Source organism: Pseudidiomarina sp. CB1 (assembly GCF_024752025.1).
GTDB lineage: Bacteria > Pseudomonadota > Gammaproteobacteria > Enterobacterales > Alteromonadaceae > Pseudidiomarina.
Genome location: NZ_JANTPU010000002.1, coordinates 283,016 through 297,192 on the forward strand (window position 1 = coordinate 283,016; position 14,177 = coordinate 297,192).

The 14,177-nt window shown below is 51.6% G+C and carries 7 protein-coding genes; 6 read left to right on the forward strand and 1 reads right to left on the reverse strand.

The features are described from left to right. Positions 1–3 precede the first annotated feature (3 nt). From recC to NV375_RS10680, 5 genes are all read left to right on the forward strand, one after another. Positions 4–3,435, forward strand: coding sequence for an exodeoxyribonuclease V subunit gamma (recC, locus tag NV375_RS10660; RefSeq protein WP_258808213.1), 3,432 nt, complete (start codon positions 4–6; stop codon positions 3,433–3,435). Continuing rightward, positions 3,432–7,094, forward strand: coding sequence for an exodeoxyribonuclease V subunit beta (gene recB, locus NV375_RS10665; RefSeq protein ID WP_258808214.1), 3,663 nt, complete (start codon positions 3,432–3,434; stop codon positions 7,092–7,094). Before recC ends, recB begins: the two co-directional genes overlap by 4 nt. Then, positions 7,091–9,016, forward strand: a complete 1,926-nt coding sequence (gene recD / locus NV375_RS10670; protein WP_258808215.1) for an exodeoxyribonuclease V subunit alpha — start codon at positions 7,091–7,093, stop codon at positions 9,014–9,016. The genes recB and recD overlap by 4 nt, the downstream gene beginning before the upstream one ends. Continuing rightward, the gene (arfB, locus tag NV375_RS10675; protein WP_258808216.1) at positions 9,013–9,432 is read left to right on the forward strand and encodes an alternative ribosome rescue aminoacyl-tRNA hydrolase ArfB; all 420 of its coding nucleotides are present in this window, start codon (positions 9,013–9,015) and stop codon (positions 9,430–9,432) included. Before recD ends, arfB begins: the two co-directional genes overlap by 4 nt. 89 nt (positions 9,433–9,521) lie before the next feature. Beyond that, positions 9,522–12,056: an acylase gene (locus NV375_RS10680; protein WP_258808217.1), complete on the forward strand. Its 2,535-nt coding sequence runs from the start codon at positions 9,522–9,524 to the stop codon at positions 12,054–12,056. Positions 12,057–12,069: 13 nt separating this feature from the next. On the opposite strand, the gene NV375_RS10685 is transcribed toward NV375_RS10680, so the two are convergent. Further along, a complete protein-coding gene (locus NV375_RS10685) occupies positions 12,070–12,975 on the reverse strand; it encodes a MaoC/PaaZ C-terminal domain-containing protein (RefSeq protein ID WP_258808218.1) in 906 nt (301 codons plus the stop codon). Between the two features lie 103 nt (positions 12,976–13,078). Here NV375_RS10685 and NV375_RS10690 point away from each other — a divergent pair, with 103 nt between their 5' ends. Then, the gene (locus NV375_RS10690; protein WP_258808219.1) at positions 13,079–14,143 is read left to right on the forward strand and encodes a YafY family protein; all 1,065 of its coding nucleotides are present in this window, start codon (positions 13,079–13,081) and stop codon (positions 14,141–14,143) included. Positions 14,144–14,177 lie beyond the last annotated feature (34 nt).

The window sequence follows — 14,177 nt, forward strand, 5'->3', positions numbered from 1 at the left end:
CAAATGAGTGAACAAAGCGCAGGACTAATCGTTGCCCACAGCCATAAGTTAGAGGAACTGACTGATTTGGTTGTGGAGATGACAAGGATTGCTCCTCTCGCCCCGCTTGAGTCTGAATGTGTGTTGGTACAATCCAATGGTATTGCGCAGTGGCTGAAGCGTCACTGGGCCGAGTCTTTGGGTATTGCCGCGATGGTCGATGTGACGCTGCCCGCGCGCTTTCAATGGCAAGCTTATCGCGCCGTGCTTGGGAATGACCTACCACGGCATTCGCCGTTCGATAAAGATCGCCTGACTTGGCGATTGTTGCGCTTACTTCCACTACACCTTGATAAGCCAGAGTTTGCTGCGTTAGCCAATTACATACGTGATGATACTGAGCAGCGTAAGCTTTATCAGCTCGCTGAGCGCTTAGCCGACCTGTACGATCAATATCAAATGTACCGCGCCGACTGGCTAGCGGACTGGGCTGCAGGAGGCAGCATAGCAGCTGATAGCGATAATGCGTGGCAACCTTTGTTGTGGCAACTACTGCGCGAAGATATTGGCGCTCATGGCCTCAGTGATCGCGCTCAGTTGCATCAACGTTTCATTGCCAAAGCGCAAACGCTATCGACTGACCAACGCCCTAAAGGCTTACCACCACGCGTGATCGTGTTCGGTATTTCGAGCCTTCCGCAACAAATGATTGAGGTATTGAATGCCCTAGCCAACTGCTGTCAGGTCATCCTCTGTGTACATAACCCGAGTCAGCACTTTTGGATGGACAGTATTGAGGGGCGTGATGTACTGCGTGAAATTAAGCGGAAACGCTTGCAGCGTAAGCCTGGACAGGCTGAACTCGATATTAATAATTTGCACACAGAAACTCACCCGTTACTCGCCTCGTGGGGTAAGCAGGGCGGTGATTATATTCGGATGCTCGATGCGTTTGACGGCACGCAAACGCAGCAGAGTCGGTTTCCTGAACTCAAGTTTGATTTGTTCGACGAGCCTGAAGCTCCGCGGTGTCGCTTAGCGCAACTGCAATCCGACATGCTGCATTTACGCAGCGTCAGCGAAGCGAAGCAGCTTTGGACTAAGTATAAGGCAGATGATTCGTTTAAGTTTGTCAGTTGCCATAGTCCGCAACGCGAAGTTGAGGTGCTGCACGACAGGTTACTCGAGCTGTTTGTGGCCAATGATGACCTAAAGCCAAGTGATATCATTGTTATGGTGCCTGACGTTGATCAGTATGCGCCGCATATTCAAGCGGTGTTTGGCCGCTATGCTGCCGATGATAAACGACGTATTCCGTTTAGCATTGCTGACCAAGGCATGCGACAGCGTCATCCTATTTTATTGGCCCTTGAATACGCCTTGAAATTGAACGTTGAGCGCGCTACTGCAAGCGATGTACTCGATTTATTGCAAGTTGCCGCTGTGCAACAGCGCTTTGCCCTTACCCCGACTGACGTTGAACAGCTTCAACGTTGGCTGCATGAGGCCGGCGTGCGCTGGGGCCTGCATGCTGAACACCGTGAGCAACTTGGATTACCACCTGCCGAAGGGCGACATAGTTGGTGGTTTGGCTTGCGCCGTATGTTGCTCGGGTATGCCGTAGGGCGTCCTGATCAATTGACCACCGCATGGTTAGACGATGAGCCGTACCCTGAAGTCGGCGGTCTTGCCGCGGCGAGCGTGGGCGGCTTACAGCAATTGATTCGTGTGCTTGATGAGGTTTTTCAGCTTACCTTACAACAGCTTACACCAGCACAGTGGGGGCTTGAACTGACGCAGGTCATGGAACAGCTGTTTCAGACCGATGACGATCAAGATGCTTGGGTGCTGACGCGACTGCAAACGCAATTGAACGCCTGGCTCGACGGTGTGAACACGGCTGAGTATGACCAACCTATTGGGTTGGCCGTCGTATTGGAGAGTTGGCTCTCGAAGGTCGATGAACATCAGCTTACCCAGCGCTTTTTGGCCGGCAGTGTTAATTTCGCGACCTTAATGCCAATGCGAGCGATCCCCTTTAAAGGTGTGTTCTTGCTGGGCATGAATGATGGTGACTATCCGCGTCAGCGTAAGCCTTTTGATTTTGACTTGATGGCGCATGACCGTCGCCCCGGCGATCGTTCGCGCCGTGAAGATGACCGTTACCTGTTTTTAGAGGCATTGCTATCGGCCCGGCAGTGGCTGTATCTGAGTTGGTGTGGGCGCAGTAGCAAGGACAATAGCGAACAGCCGCCGTCGGTGCTGGTGAGTCAATTACGCGATCACTTACAGCAGTTAGAGCAGAAGGCTCTCGTCGAAGAGCATTATCTACAACCGTTTAATCCTGCCTATTTTCAAGCGCAATTATCGCCGCATTTATTTACTTTTGCGCGTGAGTGGCATGCGCTCCACGCCGAGAGCGGTGCTGTAGCGGCAAGAAACCAGCCACCGTTGGCGCAATGGCTGCCTGCTGGGCCTGTGCAGTTGCGGCAGCTTAAAGGATTTCTCGAAGAACCTGCGCGCTGGTTCTTACAACAACGCTTCCAGTGTTACTTGCCTGAGGCGCGGGTTGAAAATCAAGATGATGAGCTGTTCCGCTTGGATGGCTTATCGCGCTGGCAGCTCCTCGATAGCTTACAGGAGCCTTTGCGTGATGCGCTGCGGTGCGATCAGACTGAGAATGAATGGTTGCAATACTTGCAGCACCTTGTGCAACGCATGCAAGGCGAGGGAGCACTCGCTACAGGAGCTGCAGGCGTTACCCAGCAACAACAGGTGATTGAAGCTGGCTATAACATGTGGCACCAGGTACAAGACCTCGTTAGCGCTTACCCGTACGAAGTCGGTGCTTGCTCGCTAGCGTATGGTGCAGAGGCCACAGTGCAGGTTGAAGATGTGGTGCGTGGGGTGCGCACCAATGGTGCAGATGAGCGGGTGTACCTCAAGTTTTCAGCGTCGGACTTGCTCAATAAAAAGGGCGCGGTGCGTTTAGAAAAGCTACTCGACAGCTGGCTTGAGCATCTCTTGCTAAACACTGAAGCGCCTTGCGCAACGTTCATAGTGTCTGCGGAACATCGCTTGCAGCTGCCGCCACTGGCAACTGAGCTTGCATGCGCATGGCTTGATAACATCTTGTGCCGCGCAACCGAAGCATTATGTGGGCCCTTGCCTCTGCACTTTGAATTGGTATTAGCTGGCTGGAACAAGCGTTTGACTAAAGGGGTCGCGAAATTCTTGGCTACTGAGGACTTTAATTTCATGAACGAAGATGCTCAGCGTCGTTATGATGAGTCTGATCCCTTTAGTTTTCAAACAGCGCTGCGCCTAAGTGCCCGCTACATCAGCCGTTTTTATCCAAGTTTCGCGGACATACCGGAACTCGAGGACCAGCTAAGGCTGGTAAGTGACTTATATTTGCCATTGCTCGAGACGTTAGCTCAGGAGGAGCAAGCATGAGTGCAACAGCGCTAGATCCCTTAGCTTTTCCACTGCGCAACAGCCACTTGATTGAGGCCAGTGCCGGTACCGGTAAAACCTATACAATTGCCGCGCTCTACTTGCGCTTGGTGCTGGGACACGACCCTGAAGACCAAGGGCAAATGAATGCGGGTGAGCGCATGAAGACGCCACCGGAAATCCTGGTGGTGACCTTTACTGATGCTGCCACCCAAGAACTGCGCGATCGAATTCGCGCACGCTTGACTGAAGCTGCTAGTTTTTTCCGTCAAGAATTAACGACCAAGGATGCGTTTTTGCTCGGCTTGCGCGCAGCCTATGCTGAAGAAAGTTGGCCGACGCAGGCGCGTATTCTGGATTTAGCTGCGCAACAGATGGATGAGGCTGCGGTGTCGACCATTCATGGCTGGTGTAATCGCATGTTGAGTGAACATGCGTTTGCCAGTGGTAGCCTGTTTAGCCAGACTCTGAATACTGACAACAGTGAGCTTTGGCTGCGAGCGGCGCAGGACTACTGGCGGCATTTCGTGGCGAGTTTAAAAGACCATGAAGTCGAAAAATATGAGCTTCTCGTCGATGCGTTGTACTCGCCGGATAAACTACTTGAGCGTACGCGCGAACTACAGCAATTTGAAGGCGCCGGTGATGACCTTGGTTTGTCGGCGTTGGATAACTATCTGGCGGCGCAGACGAAACTGCGTGAGCAGTGGCATGATGTGCGCGCATGGCAGACGGCGCTGGCTGACTTCGATGAGCACTTCGTGGAACACTTTGGCAGTCAGGTTAAGGTTGATGGACGCAAACTGAAACTGGTTAACTTGCAGGACTGGTTGGCGAAGTTGCACGAGTGGGTCGATGAGCTCAGTGCTGCAGGCGAACGAGCGCCATTGCAGCCAAGTCTTACGGACGCTGCGGCTAAGCGCCTGACTCCCGAAGGCTTAGCGGAAGCGTGCAAGACTGAACTGAACGCGCAGCAACTCGCGTTGCCGCAGCGCTTAGCCGAGCTTGCCGCCGCAGTCGCAGCCCTGCCGAATCCGGACAACAGTATTTTGCGTCATGCGGGCCGCTGGCTGCAGCAACGTTTTCGCCAGTTGCAGCAGCAACGTGCTGAAATTGGCTTTAACGACATGCTCACTCGCTTGCGCGATGCCTTGCGCGCAGAAAATGGCGAGTTGCTTGCGGCGCAATTGCGCGCGCAATTTCCCATTGCCATGATTGACGAGTTCCAAGATACCGATCCTGTTCAATACGAGATTTTTGACCGCGTTTATCGCGTCGCCGAAACGCCCGAAAATAATGGCCTGTTTCTTATTGGTGACCCAAAGCAGGCGATTTATTCATTCCGTAATGCCGATATTTTCACTTATTTGAAAGCGCGCCACGCAACCGCAGGACGGCATCATACGCTGGGCACAAACTTTCGCTCCACCCAAGCAATGGTGGCTAGCGTCAACGCTTTGTTCGAACAGGCTGAAGCCAGCCCCAAAGGCGCATTTAGGTTTAAGGCCGAAAATGGCGCAAATGACATGCCCTTTCTGCCGGTTGAGGCCAACGGTTTGACGCGTGAGTTAGTGGTTGGCGGAGCAGCGCAGAAGGCGCTAACTGTGCTCGATTACAGCGACCATAAGGTGAAAAAAAATGCTGAGGCTGATCAGCTTTTGGCTGAAGCTTTTGCAGAAACCATCGTACAGCTGTTGAATGACCTTGAAACTGGGTTTCGGGACCTGAACACGGGTGAACTTACCCGCCTTGCACCGCGAGATATTGCGATACTAGTCGCGAGTGGCCCGCAGGCGCAAGTCATGCGCGCTGCATTACGCCGCCGTAAGCTACGTAGTGTTTATTTGTCGGAACGTGACTCGGTCTTTACTGGGCGGGTTGCTCAGGAACTGTACACCCTTTTGCATGCCTGCGCCTCTCCGCGCGATCCGCGGCGTTTGCGCAGTGTGTTGGGCTGCGAACTTTTAGGCATGCAGTTGGCTGAAATCGATGCGATTAACACCAATGAATTGCAGTGGGACGCCTTTGCCGTGCAGTTTGTCGAGTTCAACGAGATCTGGTTAAAACAAGGCGTATTGCCGATGGTGCAACATGTTCTGCATGAATTTGCCATTCCGCAACGACTGCTGGCCTTGCCCAACGGCGAGCGCGAGTTGACGGATATTTTGCACCTTGCCGAGCTGTTGCAGCAGCATGCACAGCAAGTAGAAGGCACGCATGGCTTACTGCGCTTTTTAGCCGAGCATATTGCCAAAACTCAGGAGCAAGGCAGCAGCGTCGACGCTGCCGAACAGCAGGTGCGCCTAGAAAGTGACGCGGAGCTTATTCAAGTGGTGACGATTCACAAATCGAAGGGGCTGCAGTATCCGCTGGTGTTTTTACCCTTCGTGAGTAGTACACGCGATGCAAGCCACATGAAATTCCCGCAGCGCTACCACAATGAACAAGGTGAACTATCGCTCTGCTTCGATAAAGAGGATGAGTCGGGCAAAGCCCAGGTGGTTGAAGAGGCCTTTGCCGAAGAAATCCGTAAGCTTTATGTCGCTGTCACGCGGGCGCAATATGCAACTTATGTGGGCGTCGCGGGTTACAAGACACTGCCGCAAACAGCGTGGCATTATTTGTTTGCGGCCAATGCTGAGGCGCAAGACTCGGTGCGTTATCAAGTCGATGGCTACAGTACCTCATATACCCCCACGTTGGACGGCGAGCCGACGCTCTATCAAGCACCACAGCTCAATGACCAAGAGTTTAGCGTACGCCGTTTACCAGAGGGCTTCGGTTTTGCCTCATGGTGGATGGCCAGTTACAGTGCGCTGCGTTACGGCGAATGGTTAACAGTCGATGACGCTGATGCCGAGAATTTACAAGAGGGTTTGCACGATGTCGCGCCTGATGTGCCCGCACAACCGCAACTTGGAACTATTCACAGTTTTACCCGTGGTGCCGACGCCGGGACCTTTTTACATAACTTATTAGAAGCTGCGGCCGATGAGGGCTTTGCCGATTTAGCGGCGCAACCAACGCAATGCCAGCAGTGGCTTGCCGAGCAGCTACGGCACTTAACCGATGAAAGCGAGCAGCAAAGCCTACAACAGTGGTTGCCTGCGTATTTGACCACAGCGTTTCCGCTTGGCGATGACGTGCCTCCTGTGCAGTTGGCGGATCTTCAGCAGTACCAAGCAGAACCCGAGTTTTGGTTCCCTACACAGCATGTACAAGCCACGGACATTGACCATTTGGTTTGCCACTATGTGTTGCCGAAGCGCTCTCGCCCCAAATTACTTGAGCGTACCCTCAACGGTATGCTGAAGGGCTTTATTGACCTTGTTTTTGAATGGCAGGGCAAATATTACGTGGCAGATTACAAGTCGAATTACCTCGGGGCGGATGCGACGGCATACAGCGAAGAGGCGATGGAACATAAGATTTTGGAAAGTCGTTATGATTTGCAGTTTGTCATCTATACCCTCGCGTTGCATAAGCTGCTCAAAGCGCGCTTAGGAGATACTTATGACTACGATAAGCATGTAGGCGGCAGCGTTTATTTGTTTTTGCGAGGTTATGAAGCCGAGAGCGCGGGCGCTTATTTTCATCGACCAGCACGTGCGTTGATTGAACAGCTAGAACAGTGCTTTGCAGGCAAGGAGGCAGTATGAAGCCGATCAACATTTTGCGGACGTGGTATGAGCATGGATGGTTGCGCGCAGTGGACTTGAGCTTAGCTGACTATCTGTTAGATAAGCTTGGCGACGACGCCGAGAGTGTGGCGTTTTTAGCCGCGCTGACGAGCCATCAGCTGGGTCATGGGCATCCTTGCTTAGATCTCAAGCGGCTCAGTGAAGATGCCGATACAGTGTTACAGTTACCGCCGGAACATGCATCGTTTGAAAGCAAGCACGCGTGCTTAACCGCCGCGCAAGCTTTAGCGCAATTACCTAATGACTGGCTAACGCTGTTGCAAGACTCTTTGGCGGTGAATCAAGCGAACTCGCCTTTGGTGTTGGCGAATAAGCAACGGCTCTACCTGCGTCGCTATTACAACTATGAACAGGCGATTAAAAGCGACCTTGCCCAGCGTTGTGAGCAACAAGACGAGATCGATGTAAGTCAGCTGCGCGAGACACTCAATGCCTTATTTGGAGCCAGTGAACAATTGAGCTGGCAGCGCCTTGCTTGCGCAATGGCAGTACGTAGTGGGTTCACGATTATTACCGGAGGCCCAGGCACTGGTAAAACCTACACTGTGGTGCGCTTATTGGCGACCCTCCAGCGACATCGCACTGGGTCGACACCACTACGTATCCGCCTCGCTGCACCAACAGGAAAGGCGGCAGCACGAATGACCAGCTCTATTGAAGGGGAACTTGGCAATTTACCTAAGCAATTCCGTGCGACGCTCGAAAGCACCATGGCCAATCGCCAGGCGGTCACCTTGCATCGCTTGCTGGGCAGTCAAAGCCATAGTCGCGAATTCAAGCACAACAGCCGCAATCCGCTGTTAGCCGACGTGGTGATTGTCGATGAAGCATCCATGGTGGATATCGAAATGATGGCGGCATTAACGTCTGCGCTTGCTGCTGAAACGCGCTTGATTCTGTTGGGCGATAAAGACCAATTGGCCTCGGTTGAGGCCGGTGCGGTGTTGGGTCAATTATGTGAGCAAGCTGAGCACGGGCATTATGCGCCAGAGCTGGCCGAATGGCTGGCCGATAGTCATGGTTTAACTGAGTTACCGCAAACCTATGCGGATAAACAAGGCGCATCGTCTTGGCCTTACTTGCAGCATACGGTCATGCTCCACGAAAGCCGTCGATTTAATGCCGAGCAGGGGATTGGTAAATTAGCGCACGAGGTCAATACGCAACAGACGCAATGGCTTGCACGTTGGTTACAAGATGCGCAAAGCATAGCGGCGGAAAACCCAGCGTTCAACAATATTCACACGCTGGAGATCTCGAGTGTCGGCCACAAAGCGTTACGCCAATTGGTACAAGAAGGCTACCAACCGCTGCTGGACTTGCTGCAGCAAGAGTCGGGAAACGATATAGAACAATGGGGCGAGCGCTTACTTGAAGAACTTGAGCGCTTTCAGCTGTTGGCGGCGGTGCGTAGCGGTGACTGGGGCGTCGAAAACCTTAATAAAACAATCACCCACTGGCTGTTCGGTGAACAGGTTAGTGCCGACAAATGGTTTGTTGGGCGCCCAGTGATGATCACCCAAAACGATTACAGCGTAGACTTACGCAATGGTGATATCGGTCTTGCCGTGCGAACTGCGGCGGACGAACCGATAAGGGTGCTGTTCCGCGGTGCTGCTGGTGAGTTACGCTGGTTACTACCCTCACGCTTGGCGCATGTTGAAACAGCTTTTGCCATGACCATTCATAAATCACAAGGATCGGAATTTAACCATACCGTCGTGGTGATGCCCGATCATGACTCGCCAATTCTCACCAAAGAGCTACTCTATACCGGTATCACCCGCGCGAGTGAGCACTGTACCTTGGTGTTTAAACAACAAGAACTCGTGTTGCGGGCAACTGAGCGGCGTATTCAACGAAGTGGTGGCTTAACATGAGTGCTATTCAAGTATCGCAGCGGGTTAGCATCCCTGAACATGAAGTTGAGTGGCAATTTATTCGCTCGAGCGGCGCGGGCGGGCAGAATGTGAACAAAGTCGCGACAGCTGCACAGTTGATCTTCGATATTCAGGCCTCTTCACTGCCTGATTTTTATAAACAGCGTTTACTGGCGAAAAGTGATCACCGCATTACGCCGAGTGGCAAGATCATCATTAAGTCGCAAGCAACTCGCAGTCAGGCACAGAACCGAGAATTGGCACTCGCACAATTCATTGAATTAGTTGCCAGTGTGAACCGCGTGCAAAAGAAGCGCATACCTACCAAACCCAGTAAAGCTAGTAAAAAGCGCCGTATCGAGAAAAAGAAAAAACGTAGTGACGTCAAGTCCATGCGACAGAAGCCATTGGTCTAAACCGACTTGCGAGCTTGCCATTGACCAACCATACTGCTTTGATAACAAATTGCTAAACCAACAATAACAACTTAAAGCAGGTATTTATTATGGCAGAACAACAATTGAAGCGCAGTATGCTTGCGCTGATGGTCAGTGCGAGTGTGCTCACGCTTAGCGCCTGTGGTGATGGCTATGATCCAGAGCCCGTCGATGATGTCGTGATTACCAACCCGGAGCCCACGGGGCTGATCACTTTTGCACCTGACGGAGAGCTTGCTGCTGATGTGACTTGGACCGACTATGGCGTCCCCTATGTCACGGCAGAAAATTTAGAGAGCTTGGGATTCGGCGTGGGTTATGCATTTGCGCGTGACAATATTTGCATTTTAGCCGATCAAATTATCAAGTTTAATTCTCAGCGTTCGATGTATTTTGGCCCAGATCAAGTTCCGGGCAGCGGCGACTCAGGGAATATTCTAAATGACTTCGGCTATTTGGCACTCGGCATCCGAGAAAACGCTGAACAAGGCTTTGAACAAATTAGTGAGCGCTCACAAGCGTTGATCACGGGTTATGCCGCTGGCTACAATAAATACCTCGCCGATACCGGAGTTGATAACATTGCACCAGCCTGTGCAGGTCAACCTTGGGTACAGCCGATCACACCGATCGATATGATGACGTATGCACAAGGTGTTGCGTTACTGCCCGGAGCAGCCAACTTTACTGGGCCGTTGTTCTTAGCTGTGCCACCTAACCAGAGTGCTGGGGCAATGAACAAGGCAACGGGTGAAGCCATGGAGCTGGCACCGATTGCGGCTCAACACAGTGAGGTTCCAGATACGAACCCAACCGATTCCGGCTCGAATGGCTGGGCTATCGGCTCAGATTTAAGTGCGTCAGGGCAAGGTATGCTCATTGCTAACCCGCATTTCCCTCATACTGGTAACCAACGCTTCTGGCAATTCGGCATCGAAATTCCAGGTGAAATGAAAGTTGTGGGCGGCTCGTTATCGGGTATGCCGGGTATCGTCAATATTGGCTTTAATGAAAATGTCGCTTGGACGCACACCTTCTCAACCGCATCGCGTTTTACCATTCACCGTCTTACGTTAGATAGTAACGATGACTCAGGCAACACTTATATGCTTGATGGTGAGCCTGTAGCGATGACCAAGCAGGAGCACTCGATTGAAGTGGCAACTGGGCCAGGAACTTTCATGACCCTGCAACGTTCAAGTTACCATAGTGAGTTTGGGCCAATTATCGTGATTCCTAATGGCTTACCGTGGGGGACCGATCCGGTCACCGGGCAGCAAGTTGCCTATGCTTTGCACGATGCTAATTTACCAAATTATGAGTTATTCGATCATTGGCTGGGTATGAACTTGGCTGATAGCATCGAAAGCTACAAGCAAACGTTTGTTGATTACACCGGTACTGTTTTCAATAACGCAATGGCTGTTGATAAAGATGGTAACGCATTTTTCACAGACGGTTCATCAGTGCCGAATATTGTGCCGGAGGCATTAGAAGCTTGGTCGCAAAGCCAGTTATACCAAGGGCTGTCACAACAGGCCGGACTCTTTATCTTCCCTGGCGACGAGAGTTTGTACTTGCCACAAGGAACAGTACCGTTTTCTCAAGCACCGCAGCTCGAACGTACTGACTTTGTGCAGAACTCGAATGACAGTTATTGGCTGACAAACCCTGCTGCGCCTATCACTGGAGTTTCACCATTGTGGGGTCCCGTAGGTAATCAGCAGTCATTCCGCTCGCGGATGGGGCAGAAGATGCTTGCTGAAGGTGGTTCGGTTGACGGCAAATTCACGCGAGAAGATCTGGTCGAACGTTTGATCGGCAATCGTGCCTGGTTATCGGAAGAGGTGTTAGCTGACTTAGTTGCGCACTGTGAAGCGCAGGGCTCGACGCCAGTCACCAGCGCAAGTGGGGCAAGTGTTGATATTTCTGCCAGCTGTAATGCTTTGGCGCAGTTTGATGGCCGCATGAACCTCAATAGTGTCGGCGCTATGCTATTTCGCGAGTTTGCCACAGAGTTCCGTCGCAACCCGCAATGGCAAGTTGCTTACGACCCGTCACAACCGGTGACAACACCGCATACACTAGTCGCCAATAACGTCGTGTTGAGTCAACTGGCAACCGCGCAAGAACGTACCCAAAATGCAGGTCTTGCGGTAGATGCAACCTTAGGTGAAGTGCAATTCGTCGAGCGTAGCTTGCCGAATGGCCAGCCATCAGGGCAGAAACTGCCTTGGGGTGGTGCGAATAACATCGAAGGCGGCTTTAATGTCTTTAACAGCAACATGGGCAACGATGGTACCCTGTTACCACGCCATACTTATCCGTTATTACCCGGCTCGGTGCTGAGCGAAGCTGCTGGCGGATATCACATTACTTACGGCTCAAGCTGGATGTTTGCCATGGAATTTACCCCAGAAGGGCCAATGGCGAATGGCTTACTAAGTTACTCTCAAGCATCTGATAGTAACTCAGATCATTACCTTGATCAGACCTTGCTTTATTCGTCACAACCACAGTTGCGTCCTCTGCACTTTAGCAATGATGACGTTGCTGCAGCCGCAGATGAACAAATGACATTGACGGGAGAGAGTGTGCGTTAAGCACACTCATTCGTTACGCGAGGGTATAACTTCCTTCAAGGCGCTGGAGTAAATCTTCAGCGCCACATACCTGATAGGTTCCACTCATCATCTCAGCGTTATCACTTTGTTCCCAAAGCTGAATTTTTGCTGGTAACGGTACTGGCCGTTTGAAAGTCACATCAATGCGCTGGACCGGTTTCGCATACTTATTTTCGATCTCAGCTTGCGCGCGTCCCGCCATGTACATGCCGTGAATGATTGGTTTTTCAAAGCCGAACCAACGCGATAATAACGGGTGTAGATGAATTGGATTAAAATCACCGGACAAGCGCGCATAGGTGCGGCCACTTGTCGCATCAAGTTGCCAACTACCTATTGCATGCCATTCTTCGCCCGGTGCTTGCGCTTGCTTCTTTTCGCGCGGCTTAGCGGGCTTATTGGCATTTTTGGGCATGACTTGATATTCGCTTTTACAGGTGACGATAGGTTTGTCATTTTGCAGAAAAACGACCGTAAACAGCGGACGTAGACGCCGCGGCGAAACTTTTGGACCCCGCGCGGGTAATTGAATCGTCGCTTGTATGCGAAAAGCCTTGTTTAGCTCAATGTTGCTGTGCAGCTCTAGTTCGTTGCTAACGTGCACCAAGCCCGGCGCGGGCCAAGGAAAGTTCTCACCAAGCATTTGCGCCAAATGGACGCGTTGCGCCAAACAGTACATGAGCGTTAACGGAACCTCGCTGACAAAGCCGGGAAAAGCATCTTTGTAGCGCGCTACCTGACTCTGAGTCAGTGCCGGTGCGGTAAAAGTGTCGTGCAACTTCGTCGCCGCAGCTTCCGCCTGATCATTGCGGGCTACGGTGAATAACGAGCGAAAAAACATGCCCGGTAACTTCGGTAGCTGTGCTGCATGTTCCATAGATGACGATACTTCCTGCATAAAAATTCCTTAATCCAACTGCTGCAACGATAACATAATTTTGACTTTTGCCGGTAATGCTAAGTAGCATCAGACTTACAACTAGTATACATGGAATCGCACGATGGAAGGACATACCACTGCAAACGCAAGCCTCACAATTCGTTGCATCTATATGCTATTGGCGTTGTATGAGAAAAATAGAACGACTGCAGAGCTGTTAGATTACTTAGAACGCAAAGAGCTCGCCAACGTCTCTAGGCGCACAATTCAGCGCAATCTCGAAGATTTGGAAGGTTATTTTGGGCTCTCGCGATTACCTAAAAATGGGGCGAATGAGCCCGACGTTTGGCAACTGGAGCAGCAGGAGTTCGAGCGTTTACTCGAACTTGAAGACCCAGTAGCGTTAGCATTAGTCATCGCTGAGCAGCAACTGGCTGAACTGGGACCCATGGATGTGTTCAAGCCGGTTGAAGGGCTGTTCAAACGTGCAAAAGAGCAATTAGCAGCACGTAACAGTTTAGCGTCGCTGTGGTATCGCCGCGTGAAAGTGAGTGCCGCATCGCATCGTCTAACGGGACCCGAGTTAGATAGTGAGAAGAGTCAACGTTTACTGGAAGTCGCGCTCAAGCAAGTGGCGGTGCGGTTGCACTACCATCCACATCAAGATGATCCTGCACAGGTGATAAGAGCCACAGCGCTCGCAGTATTTTATCGTGGTGCGGTCGCTTACTTAGTGCTGCGCGACCATGCGAGTGACCGAGTAAGGCAATTACCCTTTTCGCGCATTAGTGAGGTGCGAGAAATCGTCACTGACGATCCGCGTGTTGGTGATTTTGATCTTGAAGCGTATGCCGCAAGTGGAGCACTAGCTTATAAATTCGGCGAGCCGTTTCGCCTCGAAGCCATTATTTTTAATTCCGTCCGTCGGGAAATAGAAGATGCACCGTTGGGTGACGATCAAGAAATTTCGCCTATCGAGGGCCAACCGAACTGTCGGCGCTTAAGCGTTACGGTGCCTTATACGTTAAACCTCGTGCAGTGGCTTTTAGCGCGTGCGGCTTATCTGAAAATTCTTGCGCCAACCGACTTTCGCGATAAGTTTAAAGAGGAACTGGTTCGCGCATTAGCAAACATTGAGAACGATCAATTAAATGTGCCGCAGCGCCGCAATTTTGGGACTGATTAAAAAATAAACTTGACGAAGCGCAATTACCCAATGA

Coding starts and splice junctions, on each gene's coding strand:
- recC (WP_258808213.1), top strand. CDS start 4: ATGAGTGAACAAAGCGCAGGACTAATCGTTGCCCACAGCCATAAGTTA.
- recB (WP_258808214.1), top strand. CDS start 3,432: ATGAGTGCAACAGCGCTAGATCCCTTAGCTTTTCCACTGCGCAACAGC.
- recD (WP_258808215.1), top strand. CDS start 7,091: ATGAAGCCGATCAACATTTTGCGGACGTGGTATGAGCATGGATGGTTG.
- arfB (WP_258808216.1), top strand. CDS start 9,013: ATGAGTGCTATTCAAGTATCGCAGCGGGTTAGCATCCCTGAACATGAA.
- NV375_RS10680 (WP_258808217.1), top strand. CDS start 9,522: ATGGCAGAACAACAATTGAAGCGCAGTATGCTTGCGCTGATGGTCAGT.
- NV375_RS10685 (WP_258808218.1), bottom strand. CDS start 12,975: ATGCAGGAAGTATCGTCATCTATGGAACATGCAGCACAGCTACCGAAG.
- NV375_RS10690 (WP_258808219.1), top strand. CDS start 13,079: ATGGAAGGACATACCACTGCAAACGCAAGCCTCACAATTCGTTGCATC.